At 39.1% G+C, this 23,995-nt stretch carries 21 protein-coding genes and 1 other annotated feature; of the genes, 3 read left to right on the plus strand and 18 right to left on the minus strand.

The window, feature by feature from the left end:
* Nucleotides 1–86: 86 nt before the first annotated feature.
* The 3 genes from ABKA15_RS06135 to ABKA15_RS06145 form a co-directional block, all read right to left on the minus strand.
* Nucleotides 87–1,301 carry an ABC transporter permease gene (locus ABKA15_RS06135; RefSeq protein WP_049513657.1) on the minus strand — a complete coding sequence of 405 codons (1,215 nt, stop codon included), beginning with the start codon at nt 1,299–1,301 and terminating at the stop codon, nt 87–89.
* Complete coding sequence (locus tag ABKA15_RS06140) at nt 1,298–2,191, minus strand: ABC transporter ATP-binding protein (protein ID WP_049513659.1); 894 nt, start codon at nt 2,189–2,191, stop codon at nt 1,298–1,300. The genes ABKA15_RS06135 and ABKA15_RS06140 overlap by 4 nt, the downstream gene beginning before the upstream one ends.
* A 196-nt stretch (nt 2,192–2,387) precedes the next feature.
* On the minus strand, nt 2,388–2,600 hold the full coding sequence (locus ABKA15_RS06145) for a YdbC family protein (protein ID WP_003025304.1): 213 nt from the start codon (nt 2,598–2,600) through the stop codon (nt 2,388–2,390).
* A gap of 87 nt (nt 2,601–2,687) precedes the next feature.
* On the opposite strand from ABKA15_RS06145, the gene ABKA15_RS06150 reads away from it, so the two are divergent.
* Complete coding sequence (locus ABKA15_RS06150; RefSeq protein ID WP_049513661.1) at nt 2,688–3,029, plus strand: hypothetical protein; 342 nt, start codon at nt 2,688–2,690, stop codon at nt 3,027–3,029.
* 15 nt (nt 3,030–3,044) lie between these two features.
* Here the strand turns inward: ABKA15_RS06150 and ABKA15_RS06155 are convergent, their stop codons facing one another.
* Genes ABKA15_RS06155 through trpX form a run of 3 tightly spaced genes read right to left on the minus strand, consistent with a single transcriptional unit; the run spans nt 3,045 to nt 5,715 of the window.
* Nucleotides 3,045–3,803 (minus strand): ABC transporter ATP-binding protein, encoded by a 759-nt coding sequence (locus ABKA15_RS06155; RefSeq protein WP_049513663.1) that lies wholly within the window; start codon nt 3,801–3,803, stop codon nt 3,045–3,047.
* Nucleotides 3,800–4,666 carry an ABC transporter permease gene (locus tag ABKA15_RS06160; protein ID WP_049513665.1) on the minus strand — a complete coding sequence of 289 codons (867 nt, stop codon included), beginning with the start codon at nt 4,664–4,666 and terminating at the stop codon, nt 3,800–3,802. Before ABKA15_RS06160 ends, ABKA15_RS06155 begins: the two co-directional genes overlap by 4 nt.
* Before the next feature lie 44 nt (nt 4,667–4,710).
* A complete protein-coding gene (gene trpX / locus ABKA15_RS06165; RefSeq protein WP_049513667.1) occupies nt 4,711–5,715 on the minus strand; it encodes a tryptophan ABC transporter substrate-binding protein in 1,005 nt (334 codons plus the stop codon).
* A gap of 131 nt (nt 5,716–5,846) precedes the next feature.
* Nucleotides 5,847–6,083, minus strand: a binding site (T-box leader).
* A gap of 118 nt (nt 6,084–6,201) precedes the next feature.
* Here trpX and fbp62 point away from each other — a divergent pair.
* Nucleotides 6,202–7,851, plus strand: coding sequence for an Rqc2 family fibronectin-binding protein Fbp62 (gene fbp62, locus ABKA15_RS06170; RefSeq protein ID WP_049513669.1), 1,650 nt, complete (start codon nt 6,202–6,204; stop codon nt 7,849–7,851).
* A 125-nt stretch (nt 7,852–7,976) separates the two neighbouring features.
* Here the strand turns inward: fbp62 and budA are convergent, their stop codons facing one another.
* The 6 genes from budA to ABKA15_RS06200 form a co-directional block, all read right to left on the minus strand.
* On the minus strand, nt 7,977–8,696 hold the full coding sequence (gene budA, locus ABKA15_RS06175; protein ID WP_049513670.1) for an acetolactate decarboxylase: 720 nt from the start codon (nt 8,694–8,696) through the stop codon (nt 7,977–7,979).
* Between the two features lie 93 nt (nt 8,697–8,789).
* Nucleotides 8,790–10,454, minus strand: a complete 1,665-nt coding sequence (gene alsS / locus ABKA15_RS06180; protein ID WP_049513672.1) for an acetolactate synthase AlsS — start codon at nt 10,452–10,454, stop codon at nt 8,790–8,792.
* Nucleotides 10,455–10,536: 82 nt separating this feature from the next.
* A complete protein-coding gene (locus ABKA15_RS06185; RefSeq protein ID WP_106388127.1) occupies nt 10,537–11,766 on the minus strand; it encodes a tetratricopeptide repeat protein in 1,230 nt (409 codons plus the stop codon).
* Nucleotides 11,753–12,931, minus strand: a complete 1,179-nt coding sequence (locus ABKA15_RS06190) for an AI-2E family transporter (RefSeq protein WP_049513676.1) — start codon at nt 12,929–12,931, stop codon at nt 11,753–11,755. Before ABKA15_RS06190 ends, ABKA15_RS06185 begins: the two co-directional genes overlap by 14 nt.
* A gap of 149 nt (nt 12,932–13,080) precedes the next feature.
* A complete protein-coding gene (locus tag ABKA15_RS06195) occupies nt 13,081–14,457 on the minus strand; it encodes a HAMP domain-containing sensor histidine kinase (RefSeq protein ID WP_049513678.1) in 1,377 nt (458 codons plus the stop codon).
* Nucleotides 14,454–15,110 (minus strand): response regulator transcription factor, encoded by a 657-nt coding sequence (locus ABKA15_RS06200; protein ID WP_049513680.1) that lies wholly within the window; start codon nt 15,108–15,110, stop codon nt 14,454–14,456. Before ABKA15_RS06200 ends, ABKA15_RS06195 begins: the two co-directional genes overlap by 4 nt.
* Before the next feature lie 352 nt (nt 15,111–15,462).
* Between ABKA15_RS06200 and ABKA15_RS06205 the strand changes: the two genes are divergently transcribed.
* Nucleotides 15,463–16,476: a lactonase family protein gene (locus ABKA15_RS06205; RefSeq protein WP_049513682.1), complete on the plus strand. Its 1,014-nt coding sequence runs from the start codon at nt 15,463–15,465 to the stop codon at nt 16,474–16,476.
* 219 nt (nt 16,477–16,695) lie between these two features.
* Here ABKA15_RS06205 and ezrA read toward each other — a convergent pair whose 3' ends face one another.
* From ezrA to ABKA15_RS06235, 6 genes are all read right to left on the minus strand, one after another.
* Nucleotides 16,696–18,420, minus strand: a complete 1,725-nt coding sequence (gene ezrA / locus ABKA15_RS06210; protein ID WP_049513684.1) for a septation ring formation regulator EzrA — start codon at nt 18,418–18,420, stop codon at nt 16,696–16,698.
* An 87-nt stretch (nt 18,421–18,507) separates the two neighbouring features.
* Nucleotides 18,508–20,454 carry a DNA topoisomerase (ATP-hydrolyzing) subunit B gene (gene gyrB / locus ABKA15_RS06215; protein WP_003031868.1) on the minus strand — a complete coding sequence of 649 codons (1,947 nt, stop codon included), beginning with the start codon at nt 20,452–20,454 and terminating at the stop codon, nt 18,508–18,510.
* Nucleotides 20,455–20,466: 12 nt separating this feature from the next.
* Nucleotides 20,467–21,030 carry a hydrolase gene (locus ABKA15_RS06220; protein WP_018543441.1) on the minus strand — a complete coding sequence of 188 codons (564 nt, stop codon included), beginning with the start codon at nt 21,028–21,030 and terminating at the stop codon, nt 20,467–20,469.
* Between the two features lie 128 nt (nt 21,031–21,158).
* On the minus strand, nt 21,159–21,707 hold the full coding sequence (locus ABKA15_RS06225; RefSeq protein ID WP_049513688.1) for a DJ-1 family glyoxalase III: 549 nt from the start codon (nt 21,705–21,707) through the stop codon (nt 21,159–21,161).
* Between the two features lie 12 nt (nt 21,708–21,719).
* Nucleotides 21,720–22,952 carry an FtsW/RodA/SpoVE family cell cycle protein gene (locus tag ABKA15_RS06230; RefSeq protein ID WP_049513690.1) on the minus strand — a complete coding sequence of 411 codons (1,233 nt, stop codon included), beginning with the start codon at nt 22,950–22,952 and terminating at the stop codon, nt 21,720–21,722.
* A gap of 47 nt (nt 22,953–22,999) precedes the next feature.
* Entirely contained in the window at nt 23,000–23,980 is a 981-nt protein-coding gene (locus ABKA15_RS06235; RefSeq protein WP_049513692.1) for a YeiH family protein, read from the minus strand.
* Between the last annotated feature and the right edge of the window lie 15 nt (nt 23,981–23,995).

Genomic DNA, 23,995 nt, shown 5'->3' on the forward strand with positions numbered 1-23,995 from the left:
ATCATTTTTAAAGTTTTTCAACAGCGATTGACTACATACCTTTTCAAGAAAAAAATCCCCACAAGAATACTTGTGGAGAACGATTTTTAATGATAAGCTAAAGCTTTTTTGAAGCCCTTCCAAATGCCAATGTCATCTGTTTGTAAAATTAAACTGGAGTAAATCCGACCGATATAAACTGTCATTCCTAAGGTAAAGACAAAGGCAATGACAAACGAAATCCAGGCTTCTAGACCAGTTGCATAACCGTTAATGGCACGGAAAGGCATAAAGAAGGTCGAAATAAACGGAATATAAGAACCAATTTTAAGCAAAATTGTGTCACCTGCATTCCCAAGAGCTGTCACTCCCAAAAAGCACAACATAATCAGCATCACAACAGGCTGAACAGCTTTCCCAACGTCTTCAATCCTCGTTACCATTGAGCCTAAAAAGGCAGATAAGACCACAAACATAAAGACACTCAAGGTGATAAAAGCAATAGTATTAAAGGAAATTGCTTCTCCCAAATGCTTCATCAGATTTGGATTGGCATCTAAGAATTCTTTTACAAAAGAAATCTGGTCCGAAAAAGCAAGCAACAGCACAGCGCCGATTACATAAATGCTGACATGGGTCAAGATGACTGCAAAAATCCCTGCCATTCGACCATAGAAATATTCAGAAGCCTTGATACTGGAGAAAATAACCTCCATAATCTTCGTTCCTTTTTCGCTTGCAATTTCTTGAGCAGTGGAGCTTGTATAGACAAGGAGAATCATATAAAGTACAAGACCAACTGCTGTTGCGACAATCGTTTGAGTGGTCTTCTTCGCTTCTTTCTTCTCATCAATCTTTTCTTTGAAATCAATAGCTCTTGAAAGTAGCTTCACTTGATTAGCTGATAAATTAGCTTGTCTAATATTTGTAACCTGTTGCAACCGCATCAATTTCTGTGTAATCTCAATTTTTATAGCACTACTCATGCTCGTATCTGCAAAATAAGTTGCCTTGATTTGCCCCTCTGCTTCTGATACTAGCAAATATCCACCAACATTGCCATCTTTTACAGCTTTCTTAGCTGTTGCTTCATCTTTATAATTGATGTCTAGATTCTTAGTATCTTTCAAAACTTCCTTCACTTGAGCATTGTTTGATACAACTGCGACCCGACTAGAATTACTGCTTGACATAGAAGAAAGGTAGGCAACACCTAAACTCAATCCTACAAAGATAAAAGGGGATATGACCATAAAGACAAAACTCCATGATTTGACATGACGAAGATAGGTTTCTTTGATAACAATTAAAGTCTGTTTCATACTTCCACCCCTGATTCTAACTTAAAGATTTCATCAATTGTTGGAGCTTGTTGGTCAAAAGTTTCAATATATTGTCCTTTAGTCAGCAAGTCAAACAATTCCTTACCAGCCGCTTCGTCATCTAAGACTAAACGCCATGTTCCTTGATTGGTTAGGCTGGCTTTCGTCACATGAGGAAGTGCTTCTAATTCAGTTTGAGACAGCGAGCTAGACACAAACAGACGTGTTTTGCCATATTGATTACGAACTTCCTGCACGCTGCCATCCAAAATGACTTTCCCATCACGAATCATGACAACATCATCACACAATTCTTCCACATTGGTCATCACATGGTCAGAGAAAATAATGGTTGCTCCTCGCTCTTTTTCCTCAATAATGACTTGTTTCAAAATCTCGGTATTTACAGGATCCAAACCACTAAATGGCTCGTCTAGGATAATCAAATTTGGCTCATGCAAAAGTGTGATAATCAACTGCACTTTTTGTTGATTCCCTTTGGACAAGCTCTTGATTTTATCAGTCACTTTGCCTTTGACTTGCAAGCGCTCCATCCACTGAGGCAATTTTTCTTTCACAACCGCATTTGGCACTCCCTTTAAATTTGCCAAATACCGCACTTGCTCATAAACGGTTAACTTAGGCATCAGACTTCGCTCTTCTGGCAAATAACCAATTTTCCGATAGGTCTCCTGAGAAATCGGTTGCTTATCAAATGTAATGTTTCCGCTGTATTCTAAAAAACGCAGAATACTGTGGAAAATCGTTGTTTTCCCAGCACCGTTCTTGCCGATCAGACCGAGGATTTGTCCTGATTCAGCCCTGAAATCAACACCAAATAGTACTTGTTTTTGCCCAAAACTTTTTTCTAACTTCTGAATTTCAAGCATCCTAAACCTCCTAAAATTCTAAGCTCACTATATGTATATATACAATCTCTATATTTAATAGTATAACATTTTGAAAGCGTATTTTCAAGTTTTTGTGTAAAATTTCCTTATTTTCTACAGCAAAAAGAGAGCCATCAACAATTGCCCACAGTGCGACTGCCTCTCACTCTCTTGCCTTGATTCTATTTGCGCTTTGCTAAGCTTTAAAAGCATCCACTAATACTTGAAATTCTTCATTGGAGAGCGTAATCCCTTTCCCCATTTTTGTATGGTCAGGACTCCAACTACGAATATCATATTTAGCTGGCGCACCATTGAAACTCACTCGATTCAGCTCTTTCGTCCAGCCTTTATCATTTTCTGATAACACCAATAACTTTTCTTCTATCTCAAATTTGAATTCTGACATTTTTGTCTCCTTTTTCTTCTTTCTTGATTTATTCGTAAAAAATTTACTTTTTTAGCGAGTTTGTTATATAATATATTGTAACAAGTTATGGAGAATTTAGCTATGAAAAAATTTCTCGAAATGATTTTAGAGCGAGCAAGTGAATTTATCAATTACAAAAAGGATACGCAAGAGGTAGAGGAGGACAATGCCAATATTTTGCAAACGATTGAAACAGCTTTGCAAAAGAAATCGGGTGTGCATGTCATTTTTTCAGATAAAAGTTTTACTGGTGATATTGTCAAATATGACAAAGAGCGTCAGCAATTGATTGTTAAAAACTTCCAGAAAAGTATGTCAACGATTATTCGTATTTCAGATATTAAGCGGATTCGTCTGGTTCCCAACACTATCAGAGAAGCGCAAAAAAGAAATTCCAACCTCAACTAGGAGATTGGAATTTTTTTATTCAAATAAGCTGTAATAATCCGCGATTGTCATTTTCGCTTTCTCCTCTTGATGTAAGTCTCGGATAATTTGTCCGTCTTTCATGACAATCAAGCGATTGCCGTATTTAAGAGCATCTTCCATGTGGTGAGTAATCATGAGAGCAGTCAGTTGGTCACGATTCACAAATTCATCTGTCAGACTCATCAATGCCACACTGGTTTTGGGGTCAAGCGCTGCTGTATGCTCATCCAAAAGCAACAGCTCAGGGCGTTTGAGAGTCGCCATTAAAAGACTCAATGCCTGTCTTTGTCCGCCAGAGAGAAATTCAATCGGCGTATCTAAGTGTTTTTCTAAACCATTGCCGATTTTGTCTATCGTCTCCTGAAATTCTTTGCGATAATGACTCAGACGGCGTGACACTAGACGGCGTTTTTCACCACGAAATTTAGCAATCAATAGGTTTTCTGCCACCGTCATGCGCGGAGCTGTTCCCATCTTTGGGTCTTGAAAAACGCGCGACAGATACTTAGCGCGCTTTTCTGGCGAATAAGTGGTCACATTTTCACCTAAAATATAAATGCTGCCGCTCGTCAATGGCAATGTTCCTGCGATGACATTGAAAAGCGTGGATTTCCCTGCACCATTTCCACCTAAAATGGTAATGAAGTCATGCTCAAAAATATCCAGTGAAACATCATTTAAAATAACTTTTTCTTCCTCAATACCTGTGTTGACAATTTTTGTCACGTTTTTTAATTCTAAAATTGCTGTCATTTGCTTAACTTGACTCCTTTAAAGAATTTATTTTTAAAAGTCGGAATCATGAGACAAATTGCCAAGATAACCGCACTGTAAAGGCGAAGATAGCTGGTATTAAAGCCAAGCGCAATCACGCCCCAAATCAGGAATTGATAGAAAATAGACCCGACAACAATCGTCAATAGGCGTTCTGCCAATGTCAGGCTAGTAAAAAGCACCTCTCCGATAATGAGACTAGCAAGCCCCACAACGATGACACCAATCCCACGCGAGACATCCGCATAACCTTCCTGCTGGGCAATAAGGGCTCCAGCTAGGGCAATGACGCCATTAGACAGCACCAACCCCATTAACTCCATTAGTCCTGTGTGAATGCCAAAACTCCTTGCCATATCCGGATTATCACCCGTGGCAATATAGGCTTGACCCAATTTTGTATCTAAGAAAAAGAGCAATGCTGCAATTACCAAGCTAACAAAAATCAATCCTGTCAGAAGATTGTTTAATTCGACAGAAAATGGCAAAAAGTCCTGAATTTGCTTCGTTCCGAGAAGTCCAAGATTAGCCCGCCCCATTAGCATGAGCATAATGGAGTGGCAGGAAGTCATGACCAAAATCCCTGAAAGGAGAGTAGGAATTTTCCCCTTAGTATAGAGAAGCCCTGTTACCATACCTGCCAGACAGCCAGCTAGAATGGCAGCAGCAGTTGCTAGAAAAGGATTGATTCCCTTACTAATTAGCGTAACTACCACTGCTCCGCCCAATGGAAAAGATCCTTCTGTAGTCATATCAGGGAAATTTAAAATGCGGAAAGTCATAAAAATCCCCAAGCCTAAAATAGCCCAAACAAGTCCTTGTGAGACAATTGAAAGTATCATACTGTTGTCCTAACTTTTAAAAATATCGTTTGTTATCAATCGGATTACTTAATGACTTGTCCTGCTTTTTTCAGAACATCATCTGGAATCGTTATTCCTAGCTGAGCAGCCACTTTTTTGTTCACAACTGATTTGCCAGTAGCAAAGATTTCAACAGCTGTGTCTGCTGGTTTGGCACCTTTCAAAATCTTCGCAGTCATTTTTCCAGTCGCTACTCCAAGATCTTTTTGATCGACAACAACCGAGCCCAGACCGCCTTCTTCTACCATAGCTGTCGCACTTGGATAGATAGGTTTTTTAGCCGTTTGATTGCTGGAAACGACTGTTGAAAAAGCTGAAGCAATGGTGTTGTCAATTGGAATCCAAATAGCATCTACCTTTCCTGTCATCACATTCATAGTTGAAGCAATCTCATTTGTAGAAGGTACAGCATAAGGAAGCACTTTATAACCTGCTTTTTCAGCCAAATCTGTAAAGTCTTCTACCTGCGTTTTTGAATTGTCTTCACTGCTTGAATAAAGGACGCCGATTGTTTTCACATTCGGTGTTAATTGTTTGATGAGCTCCAATTGCTGTTGAGCTGGGTTGTGGTCAGACACACCTGTAATGTTGCCTCCCGGCTTTTTCAAATCCTTCACCAAATTTGCCCCAACTGGATCAGTCACCGCTCCCATGACAATTGGCTTGTCTTTCGTTGCACTAGCCAAACCTTGAGCAGCAGGCGTTGCGATTCCAATCAGCACGTCGTTGTCATTTGCAACTAATTGCTTACTCATCGTCGCCACTTTACTTTGGTCACCTTCTGCATTCATAAAGTCAATCTTGATCTTCTTACCTTTATAACCTTCTTGTGCCAATCCTTCTTGAATCCCTTTATAAATCAAATCAAGTGACGGATGACTGACATATTGCAGCACACCAACTTTTACTGTTTTTGTTGTATTGCTTGTCTTCATCGCTTTCTCGCCATTTACGCTAGAATAAATAATGCCTCCGACAACTAATACCACCAAAAAAGCAATCATTCCCATTAACCGTTTGTTTTTCATATCTGTTCTCCATTTCGTATTTTCTAATTTTTATTCGAGTAAAAGCCAGAGTCGCCATCGTTTAAACATATTTTTACCTCCATTAACGAGACTGAAACAATAAAAGAAAAACCCACACACAGTTCATCCTGTGTGAGGGCGTAAATCGCGGTGCCACCTCAATTATGGGAAAAATAATAGACTTATCCCACATCTCAATCTTGTCTAACAACAAGTTGCACTGTAAGGTGTGCTCACCGAATTTTTATCGTTTCAAATTCAACTTCTATCCATTAGCCCAATTTCATAAAACGCTGCTGCTTGTTTTCACCAACCACAAGCTCTCTGCCAACAACTATTTTATTACTTTTCTAATTTGATATTATTTTAGATGTTTCTGAAACAAATGTCAAGTGTTTTGTCAAACTTTTCTGACAATAATTTTCCAACCTTTTCTTGCTATTTTTTGTTATAATCTTCTTTAGTATCATTCAAGGAGAGAAAACCATGTCCTTTGACGGATTTTTTTTACACCACATGACAGAGGAATTGCGGCAACAGTTGCTATATGGTCGCATTCAAAAAATCAACCAACCTTTTGAGCAGGAATTAGTGCTGCAAATCCGTAGCAATCGGCAAAATCACAAATTGCTTTTATCCGCTCACCCTGTTTTTGGTCGCATTCAACTAACCAATACCAGCTTTGAAAATCCTGCAGTGCCTAATACATTCATTATGGTCATGCGGAAATACTTGCAAGGCGCTACGATTGAAAGCATTGAACAGATTGACAATGACCGAGTTTTGGAAATCTCTGTCTCCAATAAAAATGAAATTGGAGATAGCGTGGCAGCAACTCTAGTCATCGAAATCATGGGTAAACACAGCAATATCATCTTAATGGACAAGGCAAGTAGTAATATCATTGAGGCCATTAAGCATGTTGGCTTCTCGCAGAATAGTTACCGCACGATTCTGCCGGGCTCGACCTATGTCGCTCCACCTCAAACAGGCAACCGTAATCCATTTACGATTTCTGATGAAAAGTTATTTGAAATTCTCCAGACAGAGGATTTATCAGCTCGTTCTTTACAAAAGCTGTTCCAAGGCTTGGGGCGTGATACAGCGACCGAGCTTAGTCAGCGCTTAACAAGTGATAAGTTAAAAACCTTCCGTGCTTTCTTTGCCAGTCCCACGCAAGCTCATCTGACAACTAAATCCTTTGCGCCCATTCTTTTTGCGGATAGTCAGAAAGAATTTCCGAGCTTATCGCAGCTGCTAGACGACTTCTATCAAGACAAGGCGGAACGCGATCGTGTTAATCAGCAAGCCAGTGAACTGATTCATCGAGTGGAGAATGAATTAGAAAAAAACCGCAAGAAATTAAAAAAACAAGAGCAGGAATTAGTCGCGACTGAAAATGCTGAAGAATTTCGCCAAAAAGGAGAACTCCTCACTACTTTTTTGCACCAAGTTCCCAACAATCAAGACCAAGTAGAACTGGACAATTACTACACAAGCGAGAAAATTACTATTGTGCTGGATAAAGCTTTGACCCCTAACCAAAATGCTCAGCGCTATTTTAAGAAATACCAAAAGCTGAAGGAAGCAGTCAAGCATTTGACAGGATTGATTGAGGATACCAAGGCAACCATTCACTACTTGGAGAGTGTGGAAACCGCCCTATCACAGGCTAGCTTGACAGAAATCACAGAGATTCGTGAGGAATTGATCCAGACAGGTTTTATTCGCCGGCGTCAGCGTGAGAAAATCCAAAAACGGAAGAAACCTGAGAAATACTTGGCAACTGATGGTGAGACTATTATTTTGGTCGGTCGAAACAACTTACAAAATGATGAGTTGACCTTTAAAATGGCTAAAAAAGAGGACCTTTGGTTTCATGCCAAGGATATTCCCGGCAGTCACGTCGTTATCACAGGAAATCTACATCCAAGTGATGATGTCAAGACAGATGCTGCGGAATTGGCGGCATACTTTTCTAAGGCGAGATTGTCCAATCTCGTTCAGGTGGATATGATTGAAGTCAAAAAACTTAACAAGCCAACAGGTGGTAAACCTGGTTTTGTAACCTACACAGGGCAAAATACCCTACGCGTTACTCCTGATGAAGCCAAAATTAAATCCATGAAGATGTAAGGTGTCTACTAACTGGCACCTTTTTCTGACTATAAAAGAGGTTGGAAACTGAATTCCAACCTTTGTATTCTATTCCAGACTATTTAAGGCGTAGATAAGTCTCTTAAACCTACCCCACCGCCTTTTTATTCCGATTTCTCAATATCTTCCTTTAGCTCCGCCACATTCAATTTTGCAGAGAGAAAATCTTGGTCTTGAACCGGAAAACGCTGCTCCAAAGCCGCAATCGTTCCGATTTCAACCTCTCCATTTTTCATGACAAAATCCATGACATGTCCACCGAATTGGTGGTCATCAGATAGAAAATGAAGATGATAACCAGCTACGCTGACACCGTGAAACAGCTCCGGCGTCCAAAAGCCAACAATCGTTCCTGAAATGTGTTCTGCATGATACTCCGACTGATGAGCTGCGATTTCTGCAAACCTCTTTCCCGGATAGGATTTTGGAGCTATTCGCACTTTCATGCTGCTAAATTCACCATGAATCTTAATTGAGCGAAAAAGATTTTCCCCGACATAGCTAGCTTCTATGCGCTTCTTCAACGCTTCATCAGTCAGCTCAACGTCCTGACGAAAACACGCTTCTGCTCTGTGAAAAGCCACTGCAGCATAAGGAACCGTCCTATCTGTTGAAACTTCTATCACTTCAGGAGTTGATCCTATTCCCTTTGCTTGATAAGCCTTACCGTCAAGCACAATCAGCTCTCCGTCAATAGAGTCTAAAGTACCAATCCCTAAATCGCCATGTTGAAGCAATTCTTCAATCGTCATCGTCCCCTTGTAAAGCCCCGCCATTAAAGCTCCCAAAGTATTGTAGTGAAATAATGTTACAAGCTCTGCCATTTCTCCTCCTAGACAATGTTTACTATCTTTCCTTGAAAAAACAGTGAAAAAACGAACTCTTTTAACAATTTCGAGTTCTTTCCCACTTCTTCTTTAATAAAACTCATCTGGTAAAATCGTTTCTCCCAGCGTGCTGCTATCCTTGTAATCAACTGGTACGTCAATGATGACCGGTCCATCTTCCTTTAAGGCTTTTTGCAGTAATTGCGTCAATTCTGCTGGAGAGGTTGCTCGGAATCCTTTTGCACCAAAGCTCTCTGCGTATTTGACAAAATCAACAGGTCCGAAGTCCACTCCAGATGAACGACCGTATTTCATTTCTTCTTGGAATTCCACCATATTGTAATGCCCGTCGTTCCAAATGAGATGAACAATCGGCAAGTGCAGGCGAACCGCTGTCTCTAGCTCCTGAGCCGAAAAGAGGAAGCCACCATCGCCAGACACAGAAATAATCTTGGTGTTGGGACGAACCAAGGCCGCTGAGATTGCCCAAGGAAGTGCCACACCTAGTGTTTGCATCCCATTTGAAAAAAGCAGATGCCTTGGTTCATAGCTCTTGAAATAACGTGCCATCCAAATATAATGCGTACCCACATCTACTGTAACTGTCATATCATCTGTCGTATTTTCCTGCAAGACTTCGACAATATCCAGCGGGTGTAGTCGTCCTGTTTCAGTTTGGCTGCGATCAAATTTCACATCACCGTCCATTTTATCTCGCAAAACTTGCAGATATTCCCGCGACCCTTCTGGTAATTGATAACCGTTGATCGCTGGCAGCAATAAATCCAAAGTATTTGCAATATCTCCAATCAGCTCACGCTCCGGTTGGAAGTAAGTATCAATCTCTGCTGGCTCTACGTCAATCACAATAACGCGGGCAGAAATTTCAGCATTCCAGTTGCGTGCTTCATACTCAATCGGATCATAGCCGATAGCGATGACTAGGTCAGATTTTTTCAGAAGCATATCACCCGGCTGATTGCGAAACAGTCCGACACGTCCAAAGAACGTAGCTTCTTCCAATTCACGAGACACAATCCCAGCCCCTTGGAATGTTTCCACAACAGGCAACTGTACTTGCTCCAATAACTGACGAATAGAAGCCGTCACTTTGGCACTTGAAGCACCATTCCCCAAGAGAAGAACGGGCAACACAGCATTTTTAATCGCTTGCGCTAAGTAGTTGATGTCAGCCACCGAGCTAGAACCCAACTGCGGATCCGTCAGCGGTTTAATTGCTTTCACTTGCACCTGACTATCCACCACATCCTGTGGAATGGAAATGAAACTTGCCCCCGGCATTCCTGACTTGGCATGACGATACGCATTGGCAATGATTTCTGAAAGAGTATTGCCATCTTGCACTTCGACAGAATACTTGGTAATCGGCTTAAACAGTGCAGCATTATCCATGGACTGATGTGCACGTTTGAGAAGATCAGCTCGTTTGACCTGACCGGCTAAAGCTAGTACAGGATCCCCTTCTGCGGTCGCCGTAACCAAGCCCGTTGCTAAGTTTGAAGCACCTGGTCCACTCGTTGCAATCACGACACCCGGCTCTCCTGTGATCCGCCCAATTCCTTGCGCCATAAAAGCAGCATTTTGTTCATGACGAGCCACGATCAGTTGTGGACCTTTGTCCTCTAAGGTATCAAACACACGGTCAATCTTTGCACCCGGAATCCCAAACACATAATCCACTTTATGATTAATTAAACTATCTACAATTAAATCAGCACCAAATTTTTCAGTCATTTTCTTCGTCCTTCCTGAATATCACGCTCATCATTATATCATAATTCCCATGCGTCTTATAGGATTGTGCTTGTTATTCTTTTTACAAACTATCGTACAATTCCTGCATCCCCACATCATCTGGAACCAAGTGAAGATAATACTCTGCTTGGTGTTTTGCTTCTTCAAATTCACCCATTTCACGAAGCAAATAGATATATTGCTCTAAAAATTCTGGATTTTCCTTTAAATCCGAAAGCAACAGACGATAGCGCTCCAAAGCTGCTGTTGTCTGTTCCAAAGCCTGATAGGCACGCGCAATATTCCACTTAGTCAGTACATTGTCTATGTCTTGCTCCTCAAATTTCAAAACTTCATCAAAACGCTCTTGCTCTAAGTAAAGATTAGACAAACGCAATGCAATTTCTTCCAAGTCTTCCGCATTATCTTTTGCTTTCAAAAGATAATCTTCTGCCTTTTGCTCATCGTGCAGCTCATAAGAGAGCTGCGAAGCTAGCAGCAAAAGACGTGTATCAAATGGATTTTTCGACAAGCCTTGTTGTGTAAGGCGCAATGCTTCTTCCGTCTGATGTTCTGCATGAAGCGACAAAGCATAACCATACTCATAGCTTTCAAATTCCGGCGAAATCGTATCAATTTGCTTAAAATACAGATTGGCTTTTTGATATTCTTTCTGATCATACAAAATAGTCGCTAGTTCAAAGGCTACAGCATCATCGTATTCAATCTCTAAAGCTTTTTCTAAAAACTCAATCGCTACTTCAAATTTCCCTAAACTTGCATAGGAAACGCCAATCCGCTGATAAGTAGAAACACCCGTCTGCTCATAAATCAGGCGATTGTCTAAGCTAGCATACTCTTTAATAGCTTGATTGAAATTTCCCAATTCAAAATCTATTTCAGCCAAGCCAAAAGTCACTAACGGCTCGTCAGACAATTGCTTTGCCTCGGCTAATTTTTCCCTTGCAACATCTGGCAATCCTTCCATTTGATAGAGATCGGCTTTGACCAAGAGTGCTGTCACATACCAGTCACTATCAGAAGTAATTTCTTCCAGATAGGCAAAGGCCTCTTCCACTTGTCCATCTTCACTAGCAATCTGTGCTAAACTAATATAGGATTCTGGATAGTGGGGAGCTAAGTTTTCATAAATTTGCTTAGCTTGAGGGAAAAAGCCGATACTTTCTAAGTAGTCGGCTAATTCAAGTAATTCTTCTTCCGTATCATTTGTTAGAGCTCTTTCAAAATATTTATTGGCATGCGCCAAATCCTGCTTTTGCAAAGAAGCAATCATTTTCTCACTGTTGTTCAATTTCTTCTCCTGTTTCATCTACTAATTCTTCTTCGTACAAACCGCTAACTTTTTTATACCATTTAAAAATAGCAGCAATCACAACTTTTGCAGACGCATAAACGGGAATTCCCAGCAAAACGCCCCAGATACCAAACATAGAACCAGATGTCAAAAGGACAAAAAGGACATTAATCGGGTGGATATTCAATTGGCTACCGAGAATCAATGGTGATACAAACCGCCCTTCAATCGTTTGCTCTACAATAAAGACAACAATGACTTTCAAGAGCATAATTGGTCCAGCAATTAACCCCAGAACAAGAGCCGGCAACATCGCGAGAAAACTTCCTAAGTAGGGAACCAAATTTAAAATCCCTGCAGTTACTCCAAGCGTCACTGCATAACGAAGTCCTATTATCTTAAAGAAAATGATAAACATAATCGCTACAATGATAGCAACAGTCACCTGACCACGAACATAGTTGGCAAGCTGTGTATTGACGTCTGTCAAAATTTGCCCAACAGGCTCACGAAACTTAGTTGGTATGAATTTTGTCAAATAAGATTTCAAGTTTTTCCCATCTCGCAATAAATAAAAGAGGATAAATGGCATGATAATGATAGCCACAATCACTTGCGAAGCTGTACTAATTAATGTACTAACCCAGTTCACCGCTTTAGATGAGAAATTACTCGCCCAAGCTGTCACTTGATCTGAGAAATTATTCGCAATTTCTTCCAATTGAGGTTTGACATCATCAGAAATTCGTTTTTCTAAAAAATCTTGAATAATTTTATTTGATTTTTTCAAATTAGCTGGTAAATTCTTAACAAAGCTGACTATCTGATGTTGCAAACTTGGAATTGCTACAGCCAAGCCCCAAATTAAGAGCAATGCAATCAAAATAAAAACAATCGTAATCGCAACTAAACGATTGACTTTATGTTTTTCCATCCAATCCACAATCGGATTTAATAAATAATACAAAAGTCCTGCTAAAATAACTGGCAGCATAATAACCCCAATAAATTCTAAAACAGGAATGAAAATGAAACTAATTTTGCTTAATACAAAAATATTCAACCCCAACAATAAGGTCACCAAAAAAACAGTAATTGCTTTATTGTCTAAAAACCACCGAAAAAACCATGATAGGCTGAAATCCTTCTTTTTGTGTTCCATACAGACATCCTTTTCTTTATTTATCTCATTGTAGCATTTTTCACTAAAAAATTCTTGAAGAAAGGGTAGTCCTTTATGAATTTTCTTCTTACGATCGAGTCAAACACAAAAAGCGGTCATCCATTCAATTCATGAACGGATTCCCACTTTTAGCTTCCTTTATCTGAGAAAAAAATTGTAAACCGCATTCGTTTGTCATCAACAGCTTCAAAGAGATAGTGCAAATGATGATTTCCCAAAATCTGTTGCACGATAAAGAGTCCCAGACCTGTTCCACCATCTTTGCGGTTACGACTGTAATCCGGACGATAAAATGGCTGAAATATTTGCTGGATTTGCTGTTCATCCAACACATGTTCCGCATCATTTTCAATGATTAACTGATTGTCTTTAATCATTAAAAGAATCTCTCCACCGGCTAATGTATAATGGAAAGCATTATCTAGTAAATTTTTAATAGCTTTCAGCAAATAAGTCTTGTTGCCATGCACTTGAAGCTCTTCTAACTGTACAGTAAATTGATAGCCTTTCACATCAGCTAACATCTTATAGCTGCTCAAGTTTTCCTCCAAGAGCTGATTAAGTGAAAATTCTTCCTCTTCCGCTTCTATCCGCATTTCAATTTTAGAAATTGCCAAGATAGACTGTACAAGTTTTGATTGCTCTTCCAAAATTTCACGACATTTATGTAGGTATTTATCTTTATCTTTGAAGTCACCAATACCATAAATCATACCATCCACAATTCCCATCATGCTGGTAATCGGCGTTTTCAGCTCATGAGAAGTCATCCGTAGAAATTCTGCTTTCTCCCGTTCACTTTCAGCAACCTTCTCATTTTCCAATCGCAGCGCTTCAATACTTGTCAAAAGATTATTATACAGACTGTTAATATCTTGAGCGAGAGTGGAAATTTCATCCCGCCCTTTGACAGGACAAGCCACATCTGGAGAAAGAGTTGCCATTTTTCGCGTGCTCTCTGAAATATCTGTAATGCGTTTGGTTGCAAATCGACTATAAAGAAAAGCAGCAACACCACCTAAAGCTAGTGAAAAAAACAAAATATAAGGATAGAGATTTAAAAGAACGTAACTTGCGTCTGATATAGGCTGAAGCGAATATTCACCCTGTAGTGTTAATGTAGTCCCCTCAGCTGTTTTTATTTTCTTGCTGATACTTTTGCTTTGCTCATTTAAACTCATATCAGACGGTAAAATCGTCAACTGAAGTTCACCTTTCCCAGTAGTCAAATCCAGATTGGGATAAATTACTTTTCCTTTTGAATCAAACAAGCTAAACCAGACACGCGTATTCTTTCGATTATAATCACTTAAAAGCTTTCCTATGCCATTTGACGGTTTTCCTTGGACTTGCTGTGCAATCTGACGAAACTCACTTTTTGCCTCCCGGTGCTTAACTTGCTCATAATAAACAGGCATCACAAAATAAAGTGTTGCTAGAACCGTTGTTACGACAATAAAAATAATCGTTCCTGTCAAAAGGAAATGCTTTTTAGCAATTCTCACTCTTCTTCTCCTCCAAGTTGATAACCCATACCAGTAATCGTTTTAAGAGGTATTCCAGGAATTTTTTTCCGAATATTTTTTACATGATTATCCAAAACACGACTATCCAGTTCGCTATAACCCCAAATTGTATTCATCAATTGATCCCGAGTCACCAAATGATTTTTTCTTTTAGCTAAAGCTTGGATAATTTCATATTCTTTTTTAGTAGGAGACATTTTCTCTTCTTGCCAATAAACTGTACAATCGTCAATTGAAACACGTAAGTCTCCAACGACAATCTCTGATTCTGTCACAGTACTCCGGAAAATATTTTCAATGCGTTTCATCAAAATAAGTGGCGAAAATGGTTTGGTAACATAATCACTGATAAGGTGATTAAAGCTGACCAGCTGAGTATATTCATCATCTAGTGCAGTTAACATCATAACTGGTACCTGCGACGTCTTCCGGATTTCCTTCAACACATCCAGACCGCTCATAGAGGGCAACATAACGTCCAAAATGATGAGGTCAAACGATTTTTTCTCAAATTCACGTAGGGCTTCTGCCCCGTCAAAAACTGGTGTCACCTCATAATGATTTTCTTTCAAAAATTCACAAATCACTTGATTAATCGTAGTGTCATCTTCTACTACTAAAATCTTATGCATTTCTTACTCCTTAAAATATAGATATAAAATTAAATGACTGCTAATCAATGTAAAGATTACTTTTATTATACAACAAAATAGTGAACTTACAAAGATTGAACCGTGATGCAGGATAAAAACTTTCTTCCCAAAAAACTAAACATTTTTCAGAAGTCAAACAGACAATCCTGATTGTTAGCGCCACCACCCGCAAATCTATTTTTATTGTATCAAAGTCATCTGTTCCCATCCTATCTCGAATCTATTTTTTATCTATTTTTTCATCATAGAACTGATAGCAGCTTTCATTTGTGAAAATCATTTCATCTCTTTTTGTGTTATAATGAAAGTATCAAATATTTCGAGGTGAATGATGACACAAACAGTTTATTTTGGAACTTATACACGTCGTAGCTCAGAAGGAATTTACAAAGCTGATTTTGATACTAGCACAGGAGAACTGGCAAATTTAACACTTATTGCAAAAGAGCCAAATCCTACTTATTTAGCTTTTGACAAGCAACAGAACCTGTATTCTGTCGGAACTGAACACGGTGAGGGAGGCATTGCAGCCTTTAATAAAGCGGGACAGTTACTCAATCACGTTGTGGCCGAAGGTGCTCCTCTATGCTATGTGAGTGTAGATGAAGCAAGAAGCCTTGTCTACGGGGCAAACTACCATAAAGGACAAGTATTAGTTTATAGACGACAAGAAAATGGCAGCCTTAAATTAGTTGATTCTGATGTTCATATCGGCTACGGCCCTCATGAAAACCAAGCTGCTGCTCATGTGCATTTTGCAGATTTAACACCCGATAAGTATCTGGTTACGTGCGATTTAGGAACTGATGAAGTTGTGACATATGAAATTAGTGATTATGGACGCCTAAATCGATTAGAAACTTATCATGCGATACCCGGCGCTGGCCCACGTCATATTGTGTTCCACCCTCACTACAAAATTGCTTATCTTATTTGTGAATTAAACTCTACTATTGAAGTTTTAATTTACGATGGAGATGGTCAATTTGAACGCCTGCAAACCATCTCCACTTTACCAGAAGACTTTTCAGAATTTAATGGAACAGCTGCTATTCGCTTATCTGCTGACGGTCGCTTCCTTTATGGATCCAACCGCGGACATAATTCAATCGCTGTTTACAAAGTAGCAGGAGACGGAACACTTGAACTTGTAGAATTCGTACCAACTAATGGAAAAAATCCACGTGATTTTAATATTACACCAGATCAACAGTATATTATCGCAGCTCATCAAGACTCAGACAATGCGACTGTCTTCAAACGTGACCCAGAAACAGGAAAATTAACAGAATTATCACATGATTTCTTTGTTCCAGAAGGTGTTTGTGTTGCTTTTACTCATTAATCTCTTCTTAAGAGACTAATCCCAATCGCCTATGGTTGGGATTTTTTGTTGTCTTATATGTCATCTTCCCAGATTCTATTCATTTGCAAGTAATTGTATTAGGGAGCACGACCGTCTGCTTTAGTCACCAATTTTATACCGAACATCACGATACTGACGAAAAGAACATAATAAAAAAAGAGGCAAGGGAATGAAACCTTGTCTCTTTATTGTTTTAATTTAAAACCGGATATTTTCTCGCGTTTTTTCATATGATGTAACAAAACGATTGGTTACACCGGGTTCTACTACATCCAATGCTTGCGAGATCTCCTCAAACGATGCTTGATAATCAAAGTCATTTTCAAAAATCTCTAGTGCACGGTTGAAGGCAGTTTGAACTCCTTCATCAAATGAACGATAGCGATTTGAATATTGTAACAATTGCTCTGTCAAAGTAGCATTTTCAACAATCCGGTAAGTCTCATTTTCCAGTTCATTCATATCATTTGTCAAAATCTCTAACATACGATTTACTGATTCAATATTGACACGATACTGTTCCAATTCTGCTACTAAAGCTTCTGTGTTATCACTTGCAGTAAAGAAAGTGGTCAGGAAGCTCCGTGGAATACCCGGCAAATTGCGTTTTTCCATATAACGCTTAATCGTATGCAATTTATTGATATAAATGTTAACTTTTTGTCGAGCATTGGCATCATCTTTTTCAATTTTAGCCAATTTTTCACTCAACACTAACTGCTCATCTTCAATTTCTTTCACACGTTTTTGAATGGTTTCAAGATTTTCTTGAAGAACAGAATAAGCTTGTTTTCTTTCTGAAGAATCTTCAATAGCTTCTAAAACAACATCATCTAAGCTAGAAAGTTCACTTTGAAGTCGACGAACATGATTCGTATCGCTTTCTGTCAAGAGATACAATTTTGAAAGGCGGGCAATCTCTGTCAAAAGATTTTGATTGTTTTCTTTTGTATGACCTAAATAACCTGGTAAACTATTGACTAATTTGACAACTACTTTATGTGACTTGATTTCACGGTTAAACATGTCATATAAAGCATCCATTTCTTCTTGGATTTGCGTATTTTCATATTGTGCATTGTCCAATTCTAAACTAGCAATGTTTTCACTGTTGCGTTTCAAACTAGTATGCAGCTGTTGGAAGCGAGATTCAATATCAGTTTCAATAAAATGATAACCGGATTCCAGTAATTTGCGATGACCAGATTCCAAATCTTCCAATTGTTCTGGTAACTTTTGCTCTAATTCTGATACAAGCTCTGGGATTTTTTCAACAATATGCGTTAAAGCAAGGATGTGATCTTCTGTTTTATCCAAAATTTCCGCTGCTTCAACAGGGTCTCCTGATGAGTTTAAAGTTACAAATTGAGAGAATTCAGATTGAATTTTTTCTAATTGCTTTTCAATCTCAGGAAGCGCTGAACCATAACTTTCTGTATCATTTGCCACAGACACTTGCAACTTTTCAAATAAATCCAAAGCATGCAAGACACGACCGCTATTTTTAGACTCTTGCTTTTCTAATTCAGCAAGTGCATTGCGAATAGCAGTAATATCTTCTTCAATCAAGTCAATTTGGCTCTCAATTTTATCAATACCATGCTTTGCTTTTAGAAACCGAAACGAATTATTGTAACCTTCCGTTTCAAAGAGGTTATTTTCGATGTCTGCAAAAGAATTTAAAGAAAGATCAACCCATTTTTGATTCCATTCACGAAAAGCCACTTGACTTTGTCCAATCAAATGCATGTTTTTAACCGCTTCGACTTCATCGTTTACAGGAAGATTATAAAGTTCTTCTTTGCGATCTTCTAACTTAGCAAGCAAGGCATCATTTCTTTTTCTTAATAAGACAGCAGTTATGTAAGCAACAATCAAGAGAACTGCTATCACTATAATTAGTACGATTAGTCCGTTAGACATGTAAAACTCCTTCAAAATATTACTTGAAAATAATCATGATTATTATATCATAATTTTCTTGGTAAATGTGAATTTTTTCAGATTTTTTTAAACGTCCAATGTACTATAAACGGCATTTTCTTCGATAAATTCACGACGAGGTTCTACACGGTCCCCCATTAGCATATCAAAAATCTTGTCCGCTTCTGCTGCATCATCTACTGAAACACGCGCCATTAAGCGATGTTCTGGGTTCATCGTTGTTTCCCAAAGTTGGTGGTCGTCCATTTCTCCCAAGCCTTTGTAACGTTGAATACTTGGTTTAGAACGCCCTTCAGAATAACGCTCCAATGCCAACTGTAGCTCTTCTTCTTGATTGGCTCCGGGCTGGATGTATTCTTTCACTTCACTGCCGACTTTCACACCATAAATAGGCGGTTGAGCAATATAGACATAACCTGCTTCCAAAACAGGCTTCATATAGCGATAAATCAACGTCAAAAGAAGGGTTCGGATATGCGCACCATCAACATCAGCATCGGTCATAATGACTAATTTTTGATAACGAGCCTTGCTCACATCAAAATCCGCTCCAAAGCCTGTTCCCATTGCGGTAAAGAGACTACGAATTTCTTCATTGGCTAAAATTTTATCCATGCTAGCTTTTTCAACATTTAAAATCTTACCGCGAATTGGCAAAATAGCCTGAAACTCCCGATTTCGACCAGACTTGGCTGAACCACCAGCTGAATCTCCTTCCACGATAAACAATTCTGTTTCGTGCGGATCATTGGAAGAGCAGTCTGCTAATTTACCAGGTAAGTTGGAGATTTCTAGTCCTGATTTCTTGCGGGTCACTTCACGTGCGCGCTTAGCTGCAATCCGAGCTTTAGATGCCAAAATTCCCTTTTCAACAATTTTCTTAGCAACCGCAGGATTTTCCAAAAGGAAATCTGAAAAAGCTTCGCTAAAGAGACGATTGGTTATTTTAACAACTTCGCTATTTCCAAGCTTCGTCTTTGTTTGTCCTTCAAATTGAGGATTAGGGTGTTTGACAGAGATGACCGCTGTCAATCCTTCACGGACATCTTCACCAGTCAGGTTGTCTTCATTTTCTTTCAGAAGTTTATTTTTCTTGGCATAGTCATTGATGACACGTGTGAGCGCTGTACGAAAACCTTGTTCATGCGTCCCACCTTCATGAGTGTGGATATTATTTGCAAAACTCATGACAGTTTCGTGATAGCCTGTTGTATACTGCATAGCTACTTCAACAGTAATATCATCCATTTCTCCGTCTGTATAAATCGGATTTTCAAAGATAACATCTTTATTTTCATTGATATACTGGACATAGCTAGCAATCCCACCCTCATAATGGTAATCTTTTGTTTGCTCCAAACCTTCCCGTTTATCAGTAATAGAAATTCGCAGGCCACGATTCAAAAATGCTAGTTCTTGCACCCGTTTATTTAATTTTTCAAAATCAAATTCAACCGTTTCTGTGAAGATTTCTGGGTCTGGTGTAAAATGAACAGTTGTTCCTGTGCGATCAGTCTCACCGATAATCTCCAGATCCGCTACGACGTGCCCGCGACGGTATTCTTGAAAATAAATTTGACCGTTCTTGTAAACCCGAACATCAAGTTGAGTAGAAAGAGCATTAACCACAGAAGATCCGACACCATGCAATCCTCCAGATACCTTGTACCCGCCACCGCCAAATTTTCCTCCAGCATGAAGAATGGTAAAGACAGTTTCTACCGCAGGGCGACCTGTTTTTTCTTGAATATCTACAGGGATTCCACGACCGTCATCAACAACGGTAATCGAATTATCTTTCTCAATAAACACTTGAATATGTGTTGCAAAACCAGCTAATGCCTCATCAATTGAGTTATCTACAATTTCCCAAACAAGATGATGCAGTCCTTCTTTTGAAGTTGAGCCAATATACATCCCTGGACGCATTCGGACAGCTTCCAAACCTTCTAAAACCTGAATTTGACTGGCATCATAATCTTGTGCTTGCATTTCTTTAGTTTCTTCTGACATACGATTCCTTTTCTATATTTTTATAAATTTCTTGAGATTTTCCATATCATCAAAGAGATAAGTTGCAAAGCCAGCTGATTGACCTGCTTCTGTGTCAATTGAACGATCTCCGATGACTAACCCATTCTCAATCTGATACTTATCTTTTAAATAAAGCATTGACTCAGGATTTGGCTTTCTCTTAAAACCACGATTAGAAGTCACAACTTCTGTAAAGTAGCCTGAAATCCCTGTTTTATCAAGAATCTCTAAAACCTGATCATTCCGATGAGAAATCAGAAAATTACGCCCTCCTTGTGCAACGATATTCTTGAGCAAATCTGCAGCACCTTCAAATAATACTGGATGAGCTAACTCTCTTGCTTCATTCACTTTATAAGTTTGTAAAAATGCAGGAATGTTGGGCGCAAATTGAGCAACTGCATAGGGAGTTGAAACCTTTAGCGCCTTGTAAACATCATCATGGGCAGCTTGAATCCCAAAACCAGCTAACGTTTCTACAAATGCAGCCGTTGACGTCTCGTAATTATTGAGGAGAGTCCCCCCTAAATCCCAAATATAATCTTGATAATCCATACCCCTTATTATAACATATTTTTGTAAAAAATGGCTGTAAAAAGGGATAGGAGTGCTTATTTTAGGTATAAGTTCCCATCAAAAAACTTACTTGGATCATTCCAAATAAGTTTTAGTATCATAGATAATCAATCACCATAAACATCATTGTAAAGCATCGCCGTTGCAAGCTGCTCACTGTCTCCGCCTAACTGATGAACCAACTCATAAGCAAAAGCTAGAGCAGTTGCAGGTCCACGGCTAGTAATCACTTTCCCGTCAACAACGACGGTTTGCTTGATATAAATGCCAGAATCAATATCTGACTCGATACCATCGTAACAGGTAAACTGTTTGTCCTTTAAAATACCTGCACGATTGAGTGCAATCGGTGCTGCGCAAATGGCAGCTATCCACTTGCCTTCTTCCTGCATCTTTTGTAGAGCTGACATCAAACGATCATCATCTCGCAAATTGGTCGCACCAGGCATTCCTCCCGGCAGTACCACTAAGTCATAATCCTCTAACTTTCCAGCCCAAACTTTATCTGCTTGAACTGAAATACCATGAGAACCTGTTACCACTTTTTCAAATCCAATCATGTCACATAGAATTCCTGCACGGCGAAGAACATCCACAACCGTCAATGCTTCAATTTCTTCAAAGCCATTGGCTAACATAACAGCTACTTTTATCATTTTTCTTCTCCTTTATTTTAATCGTTTTAAAACCACTTTTTTACGTCTTTGAGGATAGCGTATCTTTTTTTCATCTGTGAGATTATTTTGATAGCTCATCGAAAGCAAGAGTCCAACCCCGATTAAATTACTGATGATAGAGGATCCCCCTTGCGAAATAAATGGAAGTGGAATCCCTGTCAAAGGCAAAATTCCCGTCACTGCTCCGATATTTTCAAAAATATGAAAGAGCAACATCATGATGAAACCAGTTGAAATATATGTATAAAATTGATTATTTGATTTCAGCGTAATTTTTAGCATACGATAGATCAAGAGCAAATACAAGGCAATCACAACTGTTGCGCCGACAAAGCCAAAATCTTCTGCAATAACCGTAAAAATCATATCGCTTTCACGCACAGGAACCAATAGATTGGATACATTAAACCCTTGTCCCCAGAGACCACCACTACCAATTGCTATTTGACCTTGTGCCTGTTGATAAGTAGTGGTTTGAGCGTAGTCAAACGGATTCAGCCAAGCCAAAATACGGTTGATCTGATAGGTTGGCATCCCAATTTGGTGCAAAAAAGCTCGCCCGTCTTTTGAAATGAAGATAAGTAAAAAGCCACCGCCTACAACCAGAATGGTCAAAACAACTGGTACAATGATTTTCCAAGACACACCTGATAAGAGGACAATTCCTGAAAAGATTGCGATAAAGACTAATGCTGTCCCTAGGTCACTCTGCAATGCCAATAAAATCAGAACGGGTAAGGTATAAAGGGCTAACTCAAAAATCAGGAAGAAGTCCAATTTAACCGTTCGCTCTCTATCTTTATAACGCTGTAAAAAATTAACAACAACTCGTGACAGCATCAGAATATAAGAAATTTTCATAAATTCAGATGGTTGAAACAAGGTCACATGTCCTATAGTCACCCAGTTTTTTGCTCCTGTTGAAGCGACTAATTCTGAACTATAAAAAATAAGTGGTAGCACCATCAATGCCAATCCGAACACATATAAGTATGGCGTGATTTGCCAAAGAAATTTTGTATTGAATAGCATGATAACCAGACTGATAACTGTCCCTAGAGCAATCCAGGCAATCTGCTGCCCTACAATTGGCCAAACATTTTTTGGATAATCATGACTAACAGCGATATAAATGGCTACAACACCAATAAAAAGCAAACAAAATACCGGTAATATTAAACTATAGTCCACTCGTGAATCAATCGAGCGTTTTTGATAAGGCATATCTCCTCCAACATACGTAATAAATGTCAGTCACTTTTAAAGCACTTTTACGAGAAAAAGTATTGAATAATTAAGCTAGATACAGCAACTGCAAACCAAGCAAATGCTCCTGTCAACAACGGCGCTGCGCCTGCTTTTCTAAATTGCCCAAAGGATACTCTTGCACCAATTCCAGCAAGAGCCATTGCCATGAGCCATTGTGACAAGAACTTCGTTGCAGGAACGAGCGAACTTGGAAAAATCCCAACACTAGTAACAATAGACGCCACAACAAACCACAAAATAAACCAAGGGAAAATTTTCTTTAAATCGACTTTTTGATGACTGTTTTGTGAGCGTACATATCGGACTCCTGCAAAGATGAGACAAGCTGGTACAATCATTAGAGCACGACTGAGCTTCACAATCGTTGCTAAATCTCCTGCTGACTGACTGTAAGTGTAGCCCGCTGCTACAACAGATGATGTATCATTGATAGCGGTTCCTGCCCAAGTTCCAAAAGTTGCATTATTCATATGCATGAGATGTCCCAAAAAAGGGAAAATAAAGACTGCTAAAATGTTAAAGAAGAAAATTGTTGAAATAGATAAAGCGATGTCTTCATCTTTTGCTTCTAAAATCGGCGAAGCTGCTGCAATGGCAGAACCACCACAAATAGCCGTTCCAAATCCAATTAAAGTGGTTAGAACTTTGCCCATTCCCAACAGACGTCCTACCACATAAGCTGAAATAAAAGCAATCAGTATAGTTAAAATGCTAATTTTTAAAGAGGAAATACCCGTAGCAGAGACACGACCAATGGACATGCTGAACCCCAGCAAAATAATGGAATATTGCAGTAATTTCTTACCTGAATAAGCTAGACCAGCATGATAGGTCTTCTTTATATGAAAAAGATTATTAGCTAGAATTCCCAAAAGAATGGCAAAAACACTAGAGCCAATCAAGGGGAATAAATTTCCCAAGACGGTTGCTACTGCCGCTAATACAAAAGCAAAACCAATCCCTGGAAGATATTTTTGATACATATTGAACCTTCTTTC

The sequence above is a fragment of the Streptococcus sp. KHUD_010 genome (assembly GCF_040207525.1).
Classification (GTDB): Bacteria; Bacillota; Bacilli; order Lactobacillales; family Streptococcaceae; genus Streptococcus; species Streptococcus hominis.